The following is an 18,958-nucleotide window of genomic DNA, read 5'->3' as shown; positions in this document are numbered from 1 at the left end:
GCTTCATTCGCCAGCGCTTCCATTTCTTCTTCATCAGGCTCTTCAATACGCTGTAGGCCAACTACTTTCTCGTCATCGCTGACGCGGATCAGACGAACACCTTGAGTATTTCGACCCACTTGGCTCACTTCTTCGGCGCGAGTACGTACTAGTGTGCCCGCATTGGTGATCATCATCAGCTCGTCGCCTTCACACACCTGAATGGCACTCACGACATCACCGTTACGCTCGGAAACTTTGATCGATACCACCCCTTTGGTTGCACGACTCTTGGTCGGATATTCATCCAAAGCAGTGCGTTTACCAAAGCCGTTTTCGGTGACGGTTAGGATCTCAGCGCCGGCTTGCGGGATAATCAGCGAGACAACTTGGTCATTCTCGGCCAATCGAATACCTCGCACCCCTGCAGCGGTACGACCCATTGCACGCACGGTGTCATTTGAGGCGACAAACCGCACGACTTTACCGAATTGCGAGAACAACATGACTTCGCTGCTATCGTCGGTGAGCTGCGCGCCAATCAGACTATCGTTGTCACGTAAGTTCACCGCAATAATACCGGCGCTACGTGGACGACTAAAGTCAGTCAACGGCGTTTTCTTCACCGTGCCGTGTGCGGTTGCCATAAAGACATACTTGTCTTCCTCGTACTCACGCACCGGTAGAATAGCGGTAATTCGCTCACCGTCTTCAAGCGGGAGTAAGTTAACAATCGGCTTACCACGGGCATTACGTGACGCATGCGGCAATTGATAAACTTTCAGCCAGTACATGCGGCCACGGGTGGAGAAGCATAAGATGGTGTCGTGGGTGTTTGCCACCAATAGACGCTCGATGAAGTCTTCATCTTTCATGCGCGTCGCCGATTTGCCTTTACCACCACGACGTTGCGCGTCATAGTCACTCAACGCTTGGTACTTGACGTACCCGTCGTGTGACCACGTCACTACCACATCTTCTTGGTTGATCAGATCTTCGATATCAATGTCGGCACTTGCCGCAGTGATCTCAGTTAGACGTTTATCACCATAGCTATCACGCACCGCTTCCAGCTCTTCACGGATGACCTCCATCAAGCGCTCAGTGCTCGCTAAGATGTGTAATAGCTCCGCGATTTGCTCTAGAAGCCCTTTGTACTCGTCTAAGATCTTTTCGTGCTCAAGCCCAGTAAGCTTGTGCAAACGCAGATCCAAGATCGCTTGCGCTTGTTGCTCAGTGAGATAGTAAGACCCATCGTTGCGGGCACCAAATTCTGCCGCGAGCCACTCTGGACGGGCATTTTCGCCCCCAACCGCTTCAAGCATTGCCGATACGCCACCGAGTTTCCAACCTTGGTCTTGTAACTCTTGCTTGGCAACAGCWGGTGTTGGTGCTTGACGAATCAGTTCAATCACTTCATCGATGTTAGCAAGCGCGACCGCGAGCCCTTCCAGGATATGGGCACGATCGCGTGCTTTACGTAATTCGTAAACCGTTCGACGTGTAACCACTTCGCGGCGGTGATTGACAAAGCATTTCAACATTTCTTTCAAGTTGAAAAGCTTCGGCTGGTTGTTGTCCAGCGCCACCATGTTGATACCGAACGATGTCTGCAATTGCGTTTGCGCGTAAAGGTTATTTAGAACCACTTCCGCAACCGCATCGCGGCGACATTCGATGACAATCCGCATGCCGTCTTTATCCGACTCATCACGCAGTGCAGAAATACCATCGATTTTTTTGTCTTTTACCAACTCGGCGATTTTTTCAATCAAACGCGCTTTGTTGACTTGGTAAGGGATCTCGTTAACAACGATGGTCTCTTTACCATTTTTTTCTGTTTCGATATCCGCTTTGGCACGTAAGTAAACTTTACCACGGCCCGTTTTGTAAGCGTCTTCAATCCCTTTACGGCCATTGATCATTGCCGCGGTTGGAAAGTCAGGGCCTGGGATGTAGTCCATCAACTCGTCGATGGTAATATCTTCGTTATCGATGTAAGCCAGACAACCATTAACCACTTCGGTTAAGTTGTGAGGTGGGATGTTGGTTGCCATCCCGACCGCAATGCCTGACCCACCGTTGACGAGCAGGTTAGGTACGCGTGTTGGCAACACATCCGGGATTTGTTCAGTGCCATCGTAGTTTGGCACATAATCCACGGTTTCTTTATCAAGATCGGCGAGCAGTTCATGGGCAATTTTTGCCATGCGCACTTCGGTGTAACGCATCGCCGCCGCAGAATCGCCGTCAATAGAACCGAAGTTACCTTGACCATCTACCAACCTGTAGCGTAGCGAGAATGACTGCGCCATTCGCACAATGGTGTCGTAAACCGCACTATCACCGTGTGGGTGATACTTACCGATCACATCACCGACCACACGGGCCGATTTCTTATATGGCTTGTTCCAGTCGTTGCCTAGTACGTTCATCGCGAATAATACGCGGCGGTGTACTGGCTTTAGGCCATCACGCACGTCAGGAAGAGCTCGGCCAACAATGACGGACATTGCATAGTCGAGGTATGAGCTTTTCAGCTCCTCTTCGATATTGACTGGCGTGATCTCTTTAGCAAGATCGCTCATGGAGCCAACATCCCTCAAAATAATGTTTGCGTATTCAAATACGTGACCACGGAGAATAACACAAAGCCTTCTACGAGACACGTGAATATGGCCAAGATGTATCACGGATCTCGTTAGTAGACGCTCTGAATGCGTCTATACGGATAAAAACCCACCACTTCCGTATCTGGCTATGCATTTTTAAGAATATAAGCCCACACGGTGTCTGAGCACGCTGGCCTGATGTATCACGTCGCGCTGATAGATAGGCTTCTTTTTATCGTGTTGGATTTCGCTATAATGCAGCAAAACCGATAAGGAAGCTGTAGTTATGACTCAGGTATCAAATGTCGATCCGGCAGAAATTCAAAAGTTTGAAGACATGGCATCACGTTGGTGGGATTTAGAGGGTGAGTTTAAGCCTCTACACCAAATCAATCCTCTGCGTCTTGACTATGTGATGGCCAAAGCCGGTGGACTATTTGGTAAGAAGGTGCTCGATGTCGGCTGCGGTGGCGGGATCCTTGCAGAAAGCATGGCGCAAGAAGGCGCCGACGTCACCGGCTTAGATATGGGTAAAGAGCCACTCACCGTTGCCCGACTCCACGCGCTTGAAGCGGGCGTCGATGTTCAATACATCCAATCAACAGCCGAAGAACACGCCAGTAGCTTTGTCCAGCAATACGATGTAGTGACATGTATGGAGATGCTAGAGCATGTCCCTGAGCCCGCCTCTGTCATTCACGCCTGTGCCCAAATGGTTAAACCGGGTGGTCATGTCTTTTTCTCAACCTTAAATCGCAATACAAAATCCTGGCTATTTGCGATTGTCGGTGCCGAGCACATTCTGAAGTTAGTCCCGAAAGGCACCCACGAGCATCATAAATTTATTCGGCCCTCAGAGCTGATGACAATGATTGATAACACCTCGCTTAATGCCCAAGATATGACTGGGTTGCACTATAATCCGTTTTTCGACACCTATAAGCTGTCGAATACCAATGTCGATGTGAATTATCTCGTTCATACTCAGGCCCCCTAACCGACTGAAAAGGAAGCAAGCTGGCATGACTCCGTCGACCATCCTCTTTGATCTTGATGGCACCCTGCTCGATACTGCGCCCGATATGGGTGAAGCTGCGAATCGTGTTTTAGCCGAATTTGACCTGCCGCCTTTGACCGCGGAGCAAATATACACCCACACCAGTTTTGGGGCGCGAGGGCTGCTCACGGCCGGATTTGGCGAGCAAGCAAAACATCAAGATCCTATCGCCTTACGTGCGCGCTTTCTTTATCATTATGGCCAAGCGATTTGCCAAGGGACGCAGGTGTATCCAGGTATTGATGCACTGCTGGATAAATTGGCGCATTTAGCGATGCGTTGGGGCATTGTGACCAATAAGCCTGAAGGGCTCACTCATCAGTTACTCGACCACTTTCCGCGTCTGCAAGCGGCACAAGTGATTGTGGGTGCCGATACTTATGCGCACGCTAAGCCGCATCCATTACCTCTTTTAGAAGCGGCCAAAACGCTTGATTGTGCGCCAGAGTGCTGCTTCTACGTCGGAGATATCGAAAATGATACTCGGGCGGCTCATGCAGCGAATATGAAGTCGATTGTTGCTGGCTGGGGATATGTGGGTGATCCGGCGCTAATTAGCAATTGGGAAGCAGATCATATTTTTACCACACCAACACAGCTTAGCGCCTTTCTTGGATCCTAGTCACACCCCACATTTTGTGGGGTTTGCTGGCTTTTCAATCAGTTAAAACCGATCACTGATCATGACTAAGATCAACCAAAATAAATTTTTTTTATTGCTAATTTTTGCCTTTCAGTGATTGAAATTTTCATTAATCTTGGCGGCCTTGAGCCAGTAGGTTGGTAGTTACTAACTTTAAGGATAACATCCCCAAGATATCCACACCCTAAGGCCGTCAGATTGGCTTGCAAAAGTGCGCCTATATCACTATCTTGTAACCGACTTACACGCCGACCCCTATATATAGTGTATGAACGACGCAACGTCCGCATAGAGGCCGACCAAAAAATCATCAGCATTTTATAAGAACTTGCAAAAAGAGCAGTTTGGCAAGGAAATATTGGGAAAGCATACAAATGAACCAAGAAATTACCGTATTAAAGCGTGATGGACGCAAAGAAAACTTAAACCTCGACAAAATCCATCGCGTTGTGACTTGGGCTGCCGAAGGCCTCTCAAACGTTTCCGTTTCTCTGGTTGAGATGCGCTCTCACATCCAGTTTTACGATGGCATGCGCACTGAAGATATCCACGAGACAATCATCAAAGCCGCTGCCGACCTTATCTCTGAAGAAAGCCCGGATTATCAATATCTCGCGGCGCGTTTGGCTGTCTTCCATTTACGTAAAAAAGCCTATGGCCAATTCGAGCCACCTAAGCTGGTTGATCATGTAAAAGGCATGGTTGAGAAAGGCAAATACGATAAACACATTTTGGAAGACTACAGCCTCGAAGAGCTCGAGACCCTGGATGGCTATCTCGATCACTGGCGTGATATGAACTTCTCGTATGCGGCCGTCAAACAGCTGGAAGGTAAATACCTGGTACAAAACCGAGTCACCGGTGAGATTTACGAGAGCGCGCAGTTCTTGTACATGATGGTCGCTGCCTGTTTGTTTGCCTCTTCATTCGTGCACTGGGTAGCCCTATTCGTGGCGGTGAAGCTTTCCACACCGGCTGTATCCCTTTTTATAAGTATTTCCAAACCGCGGTGAAATGTTGCTCACAAGGTGGCGTACGTGGTGGTGCAGCGACTTTGTTCTACCCGATGTGGCACCGTGAAGTTGAATCGCTGCTGGTATTAAAAAATAACCGAGGCGTCGAAGAGAACCGTGTCCGCCATATGGACTACGGGGTACAAATTAACAAGCTGATGTACACCCGTTTGCTTAAAGGTGGCAACATTTCGTTGTTCTCACCATCAGATGTGCCAGGGCTCTATGACGCATTCTTTGAAAACCAAGAAGAATTTGAGCGTCTGTATACCCAGTACGAAGCAGATGAATCAATCCAGCGTGAAACCGTTAAAGCCGTGGATTTGTTCTCACTGATGATGCAAGAGCGTGCGTCAACAGGCCGTATTTACATTCAAAATGTGGATCATTGCAATACGCATAGCCCGTTTGATCCATCTGTTGCGCCGATTCGTCAGTCGAACCTGTGTCTGGAGATTGCCCTCCCCACTAAGCCACTGAATAATGTTGAAGACGAGAACGGTGAAATTGCACTGTGTACCCTCTCGGCCTTTAACCTGGGTGCGCTTGAATCACTCGATGAGTTGGGTGAGCTGGCTGAATTGACCATTCGTGCACTGGATGCCTTGTTAGATTACCAAGACTATCCATTGCCCGCCGCACGTAAAGCGACCATGAACCGTCGTACGCTCGGTGTGGGTGTTATTAACTTCGCATACCACCTGGCTAAACATGGCGTGCGTTATTCGGATGGCAGTGCGAATGGCCTCACGCATCGTACCTTTGAAGCCATTCAATACCACTTATTGCGTGCATCGGTAGAGCTGGCGAAAGAGAAAGGCGCATGTCCAGCCTTTAATGAAACCACCTATGCACAGGGCATTCTCCCTATTGATACGTATAAAAAAGATTTAGACGCGATTTGCAACGAACCGCTTCATCTGGATTGGGAAACCCTACGTAAGGATATTCAAACCCATGGTTTGCGTAACTCGACCCTGACAGCGCTGATGCCGTCTGAGACGTCTTCGCAAATCTCAAATGCCACCAATGGCATTGAGCCACCGCGTGGTTTTGTCTCGGTCAAAGCATCAAAAGATGGCATCTTAAAGCAGGTGGTACCGGAGTATGATAAATATAAAAATAACTACGAACTGCTCTGGAACATTGGTAGCAATGAGGGTTACTTACAGTTAGTGGGTATCATGCAAAAATTCGTTGACCAAGCGATTTCTGCCAACACCAATTATGATCCGAGCCGACATGCAAGCGGTAAAGTTCCTATGAACCAACTGCTTAAAGATCTGCTCACAGCTTATAAATTAGGGGTAAAAACCCTGTATTATCACAACACCCGTGATGGCGCGACGGACGGTCAATCCGACTCAAGCGCGGCACAAGCTGCCGATGATGATTGTGCCGGCGGCGCATGTAAGATCTAACACAATATGCGAAGGGCCCCACCCGGGCCCTTTTCTAGAGGTTAATAAGATTCATGGCTTACAGTACGTTTTCTAAAATTAACAACGATCCGCTTAAAGAACCGATGTTCTTGGGCCAATCGGTCAACGTTGCCCGTTATGACCAGCAAAAATATGAGATTTTTGAAAAGCTGATCGAAAAGCAGCTGTCTTTCTTTTGGCGCCCAGAAGAAGTCGATGTATCAAGCGACCGTATTGACTACAACAAGCTACCTGAACATGAAAAGCATATTTTCATCAGTAACTTGAAGTATCAAACATTATTGGATTCTATCCAAGGTCGTAGCCCAAATGTGGCACTGCTTCCATTGGTGTCCATTCCGGAGCTAGAGACCTGGATTGAAACGTGGAGTTTCTCAGAAACCATTCATTCGCGCTCTTACACACATATCATTCGTAATATTGTCGCTGATCCAGCGGTTGTCTTTGACGACATTGTGATGAATGAACACATTCAAAAGCGCGCCGAAGATATTGCGCAGTATTACGACGATCTTATTCAACTAAGCAACTACTATCATCAGCTTGGTGAAGGCACACACACCATTAACGGTCATACCGTCACCGTGAGCTTGCGTGCCCTAAAACGTCAGTTGTATTTGTGTTTAATGTCAGTGAATGCACTTGAAGCGATTCGCTTCTACGTCAGCTTTGCCTGTTCGTTTGCGTTTGCCGAGCGCGAATTAATGGAAGGTAACGCCAAGATCATTAAATTTATCGCGCGTGACGAAGCGCTGCACCTGACCGGCACACAACATATGCTCAATATTCTGCGGAGCGGTCAGGACGATCCTGAAATGGCTGAGATCGCAAAAGAATGCGAGCAGGAATGCTTTGATCTGTTTAAAAAAGCCGCCGAGCAAGAGAAGGATTGGGCCGAGTATCTATTCCGTGATGGCTCCATGATTGGGTTGAACAAAGACATCTTGTGTCAATACGTGGAATACATTACCAACCTGCGTATGTCCGCTGTTGGCCTCGCCCCCGCGTACGACGATGCAACCCAAAACCCCATTCCTTGGATTAATGCATGGTTGTCATCAGATAACGTGCAAGTTGCCCCACAAGAAGCGGAGATTAGCTCCTACTTGGTTGGACAGATCGACAATGAAGTCAGCGTTGAAGACTTCGGTGATTTTGAACTATGACCCGTATCACTATCGACGTGAATGGCGTGGAGGTGGGTGGCAACACCCACCAAAACTTGCTTGAACAACTAGAAAATGCTGGCATTCAGCCTGAATATCAGTGCCGAAGTGGTCTGTGTGGTGCGTGTCGCTGTAAACTTAATCAAGGTTCGGTCACTCAACACGATGCCATGGCTTTCGTGATGCCCGGGGAAATCCTTGCCTGCCAAAGTGCCCCACAAACTAACGTCTCAATTGTCTTTGACTACCAACCGGCATGCATTAAAAAACAAGTGAACGAGGCGTGACCGACAGTCACCGCCTCGTGGCGTGTTCTTCTTTTCTGTAACCTTCTCTACGCCAGCGTCTGTGCATCGATAAAAATGTCGTCGTGGCGAGTTAAGGATGCATAATCCGCAATAACGGCTTCACCACTAAGATAACGCCGTAGCATGTCTAATAAGACCGTCGCCATATAACAACGTGCATCGTCATTTGAAAGGTGTCGCTTAAAAATAAGCCGCTGCCCCCATTCACCTTCTGGGGTAGAAATCGCCACACATATCTGGCCGTGAAGCTCAGGTCCGCAAGCAAGTCCGATTTGACGCTGTCCTGGCGACGTCGTCGCACTTGCCATCGCTAATGACGCGGCTAAGGGATTAGCGACCGCTTGCTCTGGCACATGCGCATTCGACATTACCCACCCCTGCTCAACCAGATGTGCCGCCTGACCGTTTAAAGTGCTCGCCAGCCAACCACCAGTGAATTGTTCCGCAACTTTTAACACCACACCGTGATGATTGATATCCGCAGCTAATGCCGCCGTCATCGGCTCAGAAAAGGACACGACATAGTCCGCAAGACGATGCCGTAACGCGTCCAGAACCGCATCTTTTTCAACATGATCCGCCTCGATGAACAACTTAACTTCAATAAACGGCAAGCTGGAGCGATACCCGAGTGTTGCACTATTGGGAAGCACTAACGATGCCATCACATCGCTTATCCCCGACTCTGACAGCCCAAATGTAAATAAACGGTAACACGATCGCGCTTTGGCTGGGTAATTGTGTAACAACTCAGGAAGAATTTGCTGTTCAACCATTGAGAAAAACTCAGAAGGCACTCCGGGCGTAAAGTAAAAGTGACATCCGTTGAGCTCACAGTGAAAGCCACAAGCAGTGCCTTTGGGGTTATCAATTAACCTTGCGCCTTCTGGCAGCATCGCCTGCTTGAGGTTACTTTGGGCCATCGGCCGGCCTCGACGCTCAAACCGCTGTTTTAACTCGTCTAACCACGCTTCATTGAGGGTTAACTCTACCCCCATCGCAGCAGCCATGGCCGCCGTGGTTAAATCATCCGTGGTCGGTCCTAATCCGCCATTTACGATCACGACCTCTTCCGTTTGTGACAGGCGTACAAGCTCAATCGCCATATCATCAAGTTCATCGCCGATAGTCACACGACGAGACATCGCCAGCCCGTTTTCAAATAATACTCTTGAAAGCCAGGCGGCGTTGGTATCGGTAATATCACCCAGCAATACCTCTTCACCTGTCGAGAGCATTGCGATCCGTGGCAATGGGGTTTCATGTTGTTGTTTGTCCACCTTGCCGCTCCTTGTTGTCGCGATCATCCGACCTTGATTATGACATTAGACGGCACAATGCACTACCCCACCCTTATCGTACACTTTATTTTACAACACCGTACCTGTAACATTACACAAAGCCGTTTTTTTATCTGTCTAGACGATGCACAATACGAATAAATTCAGGTTATCTTTTGTGCGAACACAACAATTAACTATTTATTAACATTGGTTAAACATAATATGAATAAAGTACTCGGAAGTTCGCTCATTATTGCGGGCACAACCATTGGCGCCGGTATGCTGGCGTTGCCTCTTGCCTCTGCCGGCATCGGGTTTGGCGCATCGATGGCACTCATGGGTGCGATGTGGGCCTTAATGACCTACACCGCCTTACTGATGTTAGAAGTGCATCAGTTCGCAGAGGCCGACGCGACATTGCACAGTTTAGCGAAACAGTTTTTGGGGAATAAAGGAAAATGGCTGGCGTCGTTTGCGATGCTCTTTTTATTCTACTCACTTTGTGCCGCATACATTGCAGGCGGGGGCAGCCAATTAAATGAAAAGCTGGCGCAATGGTCGGCCATTGAGCTACCACCTGCGGCAGGCGCCGTTTTATTTACGCTGGTTTTCGGTCTTGTGGTGACATTGGGCACCAGTAAAGTGGATTTAATTAACCGCGGGTTATTCACCATTAAGTTATTATTCTTAATCTTGGCCTTAACCCTACTGACGCCTCATGTCTCTAGCATCAACTTAGTCGAAATGCCCGTTGAACGAGGTTTGCTGGTTGCCGCGTTACCGGTCATTTTCACGTCTTTTGGCTTCCACGGCAGTATTCCTTCTATTGTGCGATACGTCGGGATCGACTTACCTTCGCTAAGAAAGGTCATGATTGTTGGCTCAACCCTTCCGTTGGCCTTGTATATCTTTTGGCAAGTAGCCAGCCTCGGTACGGTGGCACAGTCTACCTTGGTACAAAACGGTGAACTGTCCCAGTTTGTGGCAATTATCCAATCAGTGGTTCAACAAGACTATATCGCTTCAAGCATCTCACTGTTCGCCGATTTAGCACTAGCTACGTCTTTTCTCGGCGTCAGTTTAGGCTTGTTTGACTTTATCTCCGACAGCTTTAACCGCCAAGATAGCGTGCGTGGGCGCTTACAAACAGCGGCTATTACCTACCTCCCACCGTTGGTCTTTGCGCTGTATTATCCGCAGGGTTTTATCACAGCGTTAGGATACGCCGCGATCGCACTCGTCATTCTTGCCGTGGTACTCCCGGTTTTGATGGTGCGTAAGGCACGCCAGACGGTCTCAACTGACGAGCACTATCAAGTCATTGGCGGTAATCTTGGATTGAGCCTGGCAATGGTCGGCGGTATCACGGTTGTCGCAGCGCAATTTATCGGATAACACACCGAGGGCCGACCTTGATTCACACCATCGGTCGCCCCCACGCTAATGGGGTGCGACCTTTAAGCACCGATAAGTCCGCGCGCCAATGTACTTATCCCCGCCAATGTACAGAGTATTAGCATCGCTCGGCGAACAAATTGCGGTTTAACACGTGGCGCAATACGGTAAGCCAACCAGGTCGCCAGCAATACGGCAGGAACGGCAAATGCCGCTTGTTTAACATGCCACCAGGTTAGATAATCGGTCGCGCTCAAGGCGATTAAAGACAAAATGCAGCTCACAACAAAGTAGCCTGCCAAACAGGCGCGCATTTTATTCACCTCTGCATGCTGTAACACAAGCGCCATCGGTGGACCACCGATACTGGTCGTTGTTCCCATGACTCCCGACGTAAACCCAGCGATAAAAAAGTTACGCCGGTTGGGGGCAATATTAAAGCGCATCACACTGGCAAACACAGCGAGCAAGACGGCAGCACCTATAATAATTTCAAGCATTTGTGTTGTGACTACCAACATGATCCCGCCCGCAACTGCGGTGCCTGGCACTCGGCCGAAGTANACCGCAATCGACACACCAATATCTGGCATAATAAAGTTTCTTAACATTAAACTATTTACCGCCAGTGTACCCATTTTCAGTCGCGGCAGCGAGTACCATCCGGCTTTGGCGCGCTAGATATTGTCAACTAGGCGTAACACGTTATGCACGTGCTTAATTGTTATTACGTCGTTTCTTTTTTATGTGAATATGGTCGCCATGAACATGGTCGCCATGAGTACGCTCTGCATGAATAAGGAGGTTTCTTGGCGTGAGTTCGCGTTCACAAAACTGGGTTAGCGTGACACGGTATCCATGTTGTTGAAGATATAAAACACGATCAAACACTAGCCACAGCTCCATGGCGCGCCGAAATGCACTTTTAATTAGATTGATTTTCTCCAGCACGAGAAACCTTGCTTCGCCTCGAGCCAAGTAGTGAGTCTGATCAAAGTCGCCGGGGAATGTAAGCCCTTTTTGCGCGGCCCCCCAGCGGCAAAAGGCAGCGAATCCTTGGGTAAGCTGTGACTTTTTGAGTGCGGGTAGCGGTAAATAGTGCTCAGATTGTTGATAGTCACGTTGCCATTCATCAAAGCCCAACCGATAAGTGACCTCCTGCTCGCGTTGACGGNGTTGACGGCGCACCCGCTGCCCGCCAGTGACGGACTCTTGAACCGCGAGCTTTAAATCTGCTTTTGAAAGCGTCAGGGCGGCTTCCTGCGCCTGTGCGGATAAAGGTTGATACCTATCTCCGCGAATTAAATGATAACAACAAGGTGAAACCGTTAGTGCACGCATACCCGTTGCGACCGCCTTTTGAAGAAGCTTTACGTGTAAGTCGCCACACGCGTGCAACGCCAGCCCGTGCTCACAACCGGCAATGACGACTGTTGCCGCCTCACTCATTGCATCTAACGAGTAAAACTGCATCGGGAGCGCCTTTTGATCCGCGAAAGTTTGTCCCTGTTCGCACAGTTCCGATTGCCATTCTACGCTTTCTACTGGTTTACCTGTGATCGCCGCGACACCGCGTCCTAAGTATCCTTTTCCAGCGCACCACTCTAAATAACACGCCGTCTTATCTGTTTGCGGCATCGCGCCTAAATACGCCTGTATTTGCGCCCATTTGCGTCCCGGCACACCAACATTCAAGCGCGAATCAATTTCAATATCAGTATGTTGCGCCATCGGTACTGAGACTAACGCAGGTAACTGGTTTAACGCTGGCCACCAGGTCGCGAGTTTTTTTATCACAGCGTCTGGATCCGCGTTTAACGCCGCGAGCTGCGTATTATCTAACGTGGCGAGCCATTGGCAAAGCGGTCCGTCGTCTTGCCAAGGAAGCTGAGTATGCGCCATCGGCATCGGTCGCCACAGATTTTGGTGCTGTATCAACAGATTGGTTAACTGATTAAATTGGTCGCTGAACGATAAAGATGACATGATTGGCATGAAGGTATTGATGAGTGCGTGATCAAAAAAGGCTGCCTCAGCAGCCTCGTCGTTTTAAACAGTTTATCGAACCGGAAGCGGAATGTCCTTGAACATAGCATCAATTTCTTCATTGGTACGCAGTGCAACCGCTTGGTCAATCACATTTCGGGTCAAATGCGGCGCAAAACGCTCAATAAAGTCATACATATAACTACGAAGAAAGGTTCCTTTACGGAAGCCTATCTTGGTGGTGCTCGCACCGAAAATATGACTCGCATCGATGGCAACCAAATCTGCATCAGCATGACTATCCATGGCCATGCTCGCGATCACGCCCACACCTAGGCCTAACTTCACATAGGTTTTAATCACATCCGCATCCGTTGCTGTGAATACAATTTTCGGTGTGCGGTTAGCGCGATGGAAGGCTTCATCCAGCTCAGATCGCCCTGTAAACCCAAACACATACGTTACGAGCGGATAGGCCGCGAGATCCTCAATACTGAGATCCGTTTTTTGTGCTAAAGGATGATCGGGCGTGACAATGATCGAGCGGTTCCAGTGATAACAAGGCAGCATCACCAAATCTTCGTAGAGATGAAATGCTTCGGTTGCAATGGCAAAGTCAGACGTCCCCTTTGCCACTGAACTGGATATTTGCGTCGGTGTCCCCTGGTGCATATGCAAGGACACTTTCGGGTACCGCTTGGTAAAGGCTTTGATCACGTCGGGTAATGCATAACGCGCTTGCGTATGGGTGGTCGATATATTGAGGTTCCCCATTTCAGGATGAGTATGCTCACTAGCGACCGCTTTGATGCTTTCTACTCGTGATAAAATGCTTTGTGAGATCTCGACAATCGCCTCACCGGCTGGTGTTACTTGCGTTAAATGCTTACCACTTCGTTCGAATATTTGTACGCCTAGCTCATCTTCCAACAGCCTGACTTGTTTGCTAATCCCAGGTTGAGAGGTATACAAACTTTCCGCCGTCGCAGATACGTTAAGGTTGTGGTTAACGACTTCAACGATATATCTAAGCTGTTGTAATTTCATAGTGCAGACGCGTCAGCCTCGTGGGTTAAGTGGCAGCATGGTTTTATATCACTCATTTATATACCCAAATTCGACTATTTAATAGGCTTTGGTTATATAAACGTTAGCGATTGCACATTCACTAAGCAATTTACCCTGTCATTCTAACCGACTCGATCGCAAATAGTATTTTATTGCAACAACTTTATCGCAGATCGCGAGATCATGGGCCACACTCATAAAGGCGCATTCGACGAGGCCGCAACGCTCAGAGTTAGAGGCGGATCACTCATGCAGCTTTCACCTTTCGATTGATGCTATCTCTGTCAGTCGAGATGGTGTATCTTAACCAGTTGAGTTTATTGCAAGGAACATCGACGCTAAATTATGAATATTGCCTTGATAGCTGGCCTTTGTGTCATATTGCTCGGCCTGATTGTCGGCTACAACATATTGGCTCAACAACGAAAGCAAATCGAGTCTCACAAGCGCCAAGAAATGGCGAAGCACATTGCCGTCATCGATGCGACAGAAGAGCTGATTGGCAATGCGCATAATCTACCCTATAGCGGGACGTTACTGGCGTGCTTGAACAAAAAGATCTTGGATTCCTTGAAAGCCATGTACGAGGTCGATCCATCGGATAAGTCAATTAAGCAACGAATTAGTGCGACCCAGGCTCAAATCGATCAGGTCAAACAAAGCTACTCCAACCGAGACTCGACATCGTTTAAAGTGCCTCATAACGACCGAGAGGCAATATCGATGCTCAAACTCGTCAAGCGCTTGCGCTCAGTGGTTAAAGCCGAGCATTCGAAAGGCCGCTTGGCAACGCAAGCTTTTGTATCGGAAAACGCGCGACTAGAGCAAATGCAGCTCAAGATAAATATTGAGAACGTGATTAAACGTGCCAACGATGCGAAAAATAAAGGTCAAATGGGCACGGCGCAGCAATTACTGAAAAAAGCGATCGATGTCGTCAGTCCAAAGACCGATGAATACTCGTCAGAGATGAAACAGCATCTTGAAAAAATGCACAGCGATATCACTCATACGCTAAACAGCGGTCATGAGAAATTGCAGTCCGAGCAAGAAGAAGAGAAAAGCGAATTGGACGAGCTATTTGCCCCCAAGAAAAAATGGTAGCGTCTCTCATCACAAATCCAAAAGGCGCTTGATGACAGCGCCTTTTTTCATGCCCCGCGTGTCTATGCGTGTTTTAACTGGCTGTGGTCTTAACTGCTTCTATTGCGCGTTGGTCTTTGCAACAATATGGTCTAACACACCGTCTGCCGCTTGCTCCAATAAGTCCAGTACGTGCTCAAATCCATCGTCGCCGCCGTAATAAGGATCAGGGATCGCACCCTCCGTCTGCTCTCCCCAACTGAGAAACAGAGACAGTTTGTTTTGGTAATCAGCCGGGCATTGTGCGTGCAGGTCGGCCAAGTTATTTTCATCGGCCGCTAAGATCATATCGAAATCCGCAAAATCTTCCTGCCGCACTTGACGGGCTCGAATACCGGCAAACGAGTACCCTCTCGCTTGACCTGCCTGTTGGCTCCGCTTATCTGGCGGATTACCTTGGTGATAACCTGCTGTCCCCGCAGAATCAATGTTCACCATGATCCCTCTCGTCTGGGCACGGGCGCGTAATACCGCTTCTGCCGTCGGTGAACGACAAATATTGCCTAAGCAAACCACCAATAGACTCGGCACATTTTTTGGGGGTGTCATCGATAGAGTCTCCTTATTGGTAAAGTTTTACTCTATCAAGTCGACACTCAGATGCCTAGTCGCTTCAATCTGCTTGCCTTTGCGTTGTTATGGGTAGCATGAAGCATGACGTCGCTTTACTATGGTGTAACGTTTATTTGGGGTTAGAAATCGTATGTCAGAACAAGGACACAAGCAACGTCAGCAAAAGTTAAAAGAAAAAGTTGATGCTCGAATTGAAGCCGCGCAACAAGAAAAAGGGCTCCTCCTGATCATAACAGGCAATGGTAAAGGTAAATCGACATCCGCGTTTGGCACAGTGGCGCGGGCCTCCGGCCATGGGCTAAAGTGTGGCGTAGCTCAGTACATCAAGGGCACGTGGGCTTGTGGAGAGCGGGATTTACTGAGCCAACATGGTGTCGACTTTCACGTGATGAGTACCGGTTTTACCTGGGATACGCAGGACAAAACCGCAGACACCCAAGCCGCTCAGCAAATATGGGCAGCGTGTCAGGCGATGCTTGCGGATGACCGCTACGATTTAGTGGTACTGGATGAGATCACCTACATGATCACGTACGACTATATCAGCCTCGATGAAGTCATTGATGCGCTGCAACAGCGCCCTAGCGAACAATCCGTTATCATCACTGGGCGTGGCGCACACCGCCGCTTAGTTGAGATAGCAGATACCGTCTCGGAAGTCAGAAACGTTAAGCATGCCTTCGACGCCGGCGTGAAAGCGCGCCAAGGCATTGACTGGTAAGCTACCGAGTAAAAACAAAGAAAGCCGTGGCTGACGTTAACCTGAGCGCCGCTTTTCTCAGGGCTTCGCGTTTAACGATATCGACTGCGTCTTGTCCACGGCATCCTCTTGGCAAGACTGGCGACACAAACGCGCATCAATCGATTGATCACCCAGCAATCGCTGCCAGAGGGTTGGCAAGGCGCTGTCTCGTAGCGGCCCTGGCTCAAGCTGCTTAGGCATAACTGGCTGCCACTGCCCTTCGGCGTCTTGCTCGGCAAGCAAAAACTGAAAGGGTTGATAGTTTGCTACGCCAAAACGCAAGTCGGTCACCACCTGCTGCCCATTCCGATTTTCAAAGCGAATAAAATCACGCGAAAACGTGCGAAGTGCCATTAATGTTTCCGAGCCCGCTAGTGGCCATTGTCCGCGAGGACGCGTGATCCATTGAATATTCTTATCTTTGTCTAAGCGTGACGCGAGTCCTTCCCAGTAGTGGTCGTCGCCGATAATCACCACTCGCCACAGCAGCGTGTTAAACGGGGTGGGCATAATAATATGCGGCCGCCCTGCCAAGTCGGTTCCTTGGGTTTGGGTTGCAACACGTACTTCAATCTTTTCAAGCTGATAGACCGAACTGGCCAGGTAGAGCGTAGAGACTGCCAACCCGATACCACATGCTTTGGCGCCCCGATGTCGCCAAATACACGCGGCGATAACACTGACCAATAAGGGCACCGTATAAAGTGGGTCAATAATAAACAGGCTGGCGACTGCTACCGAAGGCACGTCTAACGGCCAAAAAAGCTTGGTACCATAAACCGTCATCGCATCCAACAACGGGTGTGTCACGAGCACCGCGATCACCAGCGTCATGACTTGCCACAGCGGCCATTGACGACGCCATCGCCACCCGCACCATCCGATGATTGCACCAACCCAAGGCAGCACAAATAATGAGTGACTGAATCCACGGTGGTTGACCGTATTCGCCACCGGATCGCCATAATCAATCAGCACATCTAAGTCAGGTAAGGTGCCCAATGCAGCACCGGCCAAAAGCACTTTTGGAGAACAGCGCTTGCCCGAGACTAACCCAGCAACCGCCGCGCCCAGTGCCGCCTGGGTAATAGAATCCATCGCTTATCCTTTAACAAGGTTTTGATTTATTAGCGTAAAAAGTTGTAAACCGATCACTGGAATAAATTAAGCAGTTTATCGGTTGCCTCTTTTACCTTGTCATCATCCGCTTTATCACCCAGTAACTTTTTAATCCCACGCTGTGCTTCTTTGCGTGCCTTTTCTTCCAAGACTTTGTTGCTGCTGAGTAGCTGCTTGATATCTAATTGATAACTCGGCGATTGCCAGGTACCGGCCACCGTCACTGGGATGGTCACATCACGAAGTTCATCAATATCTTTGCCGCCTTGACCCTTGCTGGTTTCAACCACAGACGTGARCACATCAAAATCTAACGTTTCTTTCAGCAAATCAGTTTGCCCCTCACTTCTGACTCGCAGCGCTGGGGCTTCTAGTAGCAAATCGTTGGTACGTGCCATGCCATTTCCGATGGTAAAACTGGCGGTGAGCGCACTAAAGTCGGTTTTGCGCACATCGTTGGCAGCGTTGCTGGTCGCTTCTCCTTTCAACGTCGCTTTTGCTTCTCTCAGCATTTGTGCCAAGTTAATGCCGTTGATCGCGCCATCCTCAAAGAAAATCGCGGCACTGCCCTGAATCGCCTGACGGAGAGCATAAGGCGATAAACCTTGACCTTGGAGGTTAATATCCACATTGCCTTTGCCTTCAAGCAGATCAACCTGTGCGACATCCTCCAATAACGGCAAGATGGCAATGTTGCGTGCTTTTTTACTCACTTGATAGCGCGCGGGGGTTTGAGTGGTATCTAACATCCCTTGCACAACTACCCTGCCTTCATAGGCTTGCGTGATCAGCTCGGACACGTCGACTTTGCCACGGTTGATAGCAACCGTGGCGCGTGTTTGTCCTAAGGTAACGTTACTCACGGTAAGCCCTTTCATCGCCAGTGAGCCGGCAATATCCAGCGTCTTCAACACTCTCAGATCAGGCTCTTCTTGGCTAAGTGACCCAGTTTGCGTACTGGGGCTGGATTCATCATTGGACCCAGACTGACTTTCGTTTGCAGATTGACGAGGCGCTGCATTGTCTGTCGGTAACAAGGTATCGAGATCGATGTGATTGGTATTGAGTGCAAAACGAATTTGCGGGATATCTGCCAGCTTGATGGCCACTTTACCGTCTATGACCACCTCGTCAGTATTAAGACGGCTGGTCATCTCAGTGATATCTAACGTTTGCTGCTTGGCATCGAAGACGATATCTGCCGCCAGCTCTTGAGTCAGCGACTCGCCGGGTAATGCGTCACCCGAGAGCTGAGTGAGCATGTCCAACCCCTGCACTGTGACCTTGTCTTGGCTTTCTGCCACAGTAACTTGTGCGTTTCCAGAGGTTTCAACCTTTAGCTCTGACGTCTGCGCATTGATATTAAAGCCGAGCTGAGCCGCTTGACCCAAGGCGACACGGTCGAGGGTAATATTGGCTTCATTGATGG

15 protein-coding genes and 1 pseudogene are annotated in these 18,958 nt (G+C 49.1%); 8 read left to right on the top strand and 8 right to left on the bottom strand.

Annotation, left to right across the window (positions count from 1 at the left end):
- The coding region (gene gyrA / locus BZG79_RS06285; protein WP_077773979.1) for a DNA topoisomerase (ATP-hydrolyzing) subunit A at positions 1–2,567 on the bottom strand (2,567 nt) is incomplete at its 3' end.
- Between the two features lie 310 nt (positions 2,568–2,877).
- Between gyrA and ubiG the strand changes: the two genes are divergently transcribed.
- From ubiG to yfaE, 5 genes and pseudogenes are all read left to right on the top strand, one after another.
- Positions 2,878–3,588 (top strand): bifunctional 2-polyprenyl-6-hydroxyphenol methylase/3-demethylubiquinol 3-O-methyltransferase UbiG, encoded by a 711-nt coding sequence (gene ubiG / locus BZG79_RS06280; protein ID WP_021022396.1) that lies wholly within the window; start codon positions 2,878–2,880, stop codon positions 3,586–3,588.
- A 25-nt stretch (positions 3,589–3,613) separates the two neighbouring features.
- Positions 3,614–4,270 carry a phosphoglycolate phosphatase gene (gene gph / locus BZG79_RS06275; RefSeq protein WP_077460204.1) on the top strand — a complete coding sequence of 219 codons (657 nt, stop codon included), beginning with the start codon at positions 3,614–3,616 and terminating at the stop codon, positions 4,268–4,270.
- Positions 4,271–4,665: 395 nt separating this feature from the next.
- Positions 4,666–6,725, top strand: a pseudogene (gene nrdA, locus BZG79_RS06270) (class 1a ribonucleoside-diphosphate reductase subunit alpha).
- 53 nt (positions 6,726–6,778) lie between these two features.
- The gene (gene nrdB / locus BZG79_RS06265; RefSeq protein ID WP_021022399.1) at positions 6,779–7,912 is read left to right on the top strand and encodes a class Ia ribonucleoside-diphosphate reductase subunit beta; all 1,134 of its coding nucleotides are present in this window, start codon (positions 6,779–6,781) and stop codon (positions 7,910–7,912) included.
- Positions 7,909–8,199: a class I ribonucleotide reductase maintenance protein YfaE gene (yfaE, locus tag BZG79_RS06260; protein WP_021022400.1), complete on the top strand. Its 291-nt coding sequence runs from the start codon at positions 7,909–7,911 to the stop codon at positions 8,197–8,199. Before nrdB ends, yfaE begins: the two co-directional genes overlap by 4 nt.
- A gap of 47 nt (positions 8,200–8,246) precedes the next feature.
- Here the strand turns inward: yfaE and BZG79_RS06255 are convergent, their stop codons facing one another.
- On the bottom strand, positions 8,247–9,500 hold the full coding sequence (locus BZG79_RS06255; protein ID WP_242414133.1) for a CinA family nicotinamide mononucleotide deamidase-related protein: 1,254 nt from the start codon (positions 9,498–9,500) through the stop codon (positions 8,247–8,249).
- 225 nt (positions 9,501–9,725) lie between these two features.
- On the opposite strand from BZG79_RS06255, the gene tyrP reads away from it, so the two are divergent.
- Complete coding sequence (gene tyrP, locus BZG79_RS06250) at positions 9,726–10,898, top strand: tyrosine transporter TyrP (RefSeq protein ID WP_021022402.1); 1,173 nt, start codon at positions 9,726–9,728, stop codon at positions 10,896–10,898.
- Between the two features lie 62 nt (positions 10,899–10,960).
- On the opposite strand, the gene BZG79_RS06245 is transcribed toward tyrP, so the two are convergent.
- From BZG79_RS06245 to cysB, 3 genes are all read right to left on the bottom strand, one after another.
- Positions 10,961–11,491: a sulfite exporter TauE/SafE family protein gene (locus tag BZG79_RS06245; RefSeq protein WP_199877578.1), complete on the bottom strand. Its 531-nt coding sequence runs from the start codon at positions 11,489–11,491 to the stop codon at positions 10,961–10,963.
- Positions 11,492–11,615: 124 nt separating this feature from the next.
- Entirely contained in the window at positions 11,616–12,884 is a 1,269-nt protein-coding gene (locus BZG79_RS06240; RefSeq protein WP_199877577.1) for a methyltransferase, read from the bottom strand.
- A gap of 72 nt (positions 12,885–12,956) precedes the next feature.
- Positions 12,957–13,931 (bottom strand): HTH-type transcriptional regulator CysB, encoded by a 975-nt coding sequence (gene cysB / locus BZG79_RS06235; protein WP_021022404.1) that lies wholly within the window; start codon positions 13,929–13,931, stop codon positions 12,957–12,959.
- A 366-nt stretch (positions 13,932–14,297) separates the two neighbouring features.
- Between cysB and BZG79_RS06230 the strand changes: the two genes are divergently transcribed.
- The gene (locus tag BZG79_RS06230; RefSeq protein WP_077575847.1) at positions 14,298–15,056 is read left to right on the top strand and encodes a DNA repair protein; all 759 of its coding nucleotides are present in this window, start codon (positions 14,298–14,300) and stop codon (positions 15,054–15,056) included.
- Positions 15,057–15,155: 99 nt separating this feature from the next.
- On the opposite strand, the gene BZG79_RS06225 is transcribed toward BZG79_RS06230, so the two are convergent.
- Positions 15,156–15,644, bottom strand: a complete 489-nt coding sequence (locus BZG79_RS06225) for a low molecular weight protein-tyrosine-phosphatase (protein WP_077647408.1) — start codon at positions 15,642–15,644, stop codon at positions 15,156–15,158.
- 154 nt (positions 15,645–15,798) lie between these two features.
- On the opposite strand from BZG79_RS06225, the gene cobO reads away from it, so the two are divergent.
- Entirely contained in the window at positions 15,799–16,389 is a 591-nt protein-coding gene (cobO, locus tag BZG79_RS06220; RefSeq protein ID WP_077773976.1) for a cob(I)yrinic acid a,c-diamide adenosyltransferase, read from the top strand.
- Between the two features lie 57 nt (positions 16,390–16,446).
- Here cobO and BZG79_RS06215 read toward each other — a convergent pair whose 3' ends face one another.
- Together BZG79_RS06215 and BZG79_RS06210 are read right to left on the bottom strand one after the other, a co-directional pair.
- A complete protein-coding gene (locus BZG79_RS06215; protein WP_077678796.1) occupies positions 16,447–17,508 on the bottom strand; it encodes a metal-dependent hydrolase in 1,062 nt (353 codons plus the stop codon).
- Between the two features lie 53 nt (positions 17,509–17,561).
- On the bottom strand, positions 17,562–18,958 hold a 1,397-nt coding region (locus BZG79_RS06210; RefSeq protein ID WP_199877576.1), incomplete at its 5' end, for an AsmA family protein.

The organism is Salinivibrio sp. MA427 (assembly GCF_001996115.1).
GTDB lineage: Bacteria > Pseudomonadota > Gammaproteobacteria > Enterobacterales > Vibrionaceae > Salinivibrio > Salinivibrio costicola.
The sequence above is the reverse complement of the archived record's forward strand: the minus strand, read 5'-3'. Positions and strand labels throughout refer to the sequence as shown.

Coding starts and splice junctions, on each gene's coding strand:
- ubiG (WP_021022396.1), top strand. CDS start 2,878: ATGACTCAGGTATCAAATGTCGATCCGGCAGAAATTCAAAAGTTTGAA.
- gph (WP_077460204.1), top strand. CDS start 3,614: ATGACTCCGTCGACCATCCTCTTTGATCTTGATGGCACCCTGCTCGAT.
- nrdB (WP_021022399.1), top strand. CDS start 6,779: ATGGCTTACAGTACGTTTTCTAAAATTAACAACGATCCGCTTAAAGAA.
- yfaE (WP_021022400.1), top strand. CDS start 7,909: ATGACCCGTATCACTATCGACGTGAATGGCGTGGAGGTGGGTGGCAAC.
- tyrP (WP_021022402.1), top strand. CDS start 9,726: ATGAATAAAGTACTCGGAAGTTCGCTCATTATTGCGGGCACAACCATT.
- cysB (WP_021022404.1), bottom strand. CDS start 13,931: ATGAAATTACAACAGCTTAGATATATCGTTGAAGTCGTTAACCACAAC.
- BZG79_RS06230 (WP_077575847.1), top strand. CDS start 14,298: ATGAATATTGCCTTGATAGCTGGCCTTTGTGTCATATTGCTCGGCCTG.
- BZG79_RS06225 (WP_077647408.1), bottom strand. CDS start 15,644: ATGACACCCCCAAAAAATGTGCCGAGTCTATTGGTGGTTTGCTTAGGC.
- cobO (WP_077773976.1), top strand. CDS start 15,799: ATGTCAGAACAAGGACACAAGCAACGTCAGCAAAAGTTAAAAGAAAAA.
- BZG79_RS06215 (WP_077678796.1), bottom strand. CDS start 17,508: ATGGATTCTATTACCCAGGCGGCACTGGGCGCGGCGGTTGCTGGGTTA.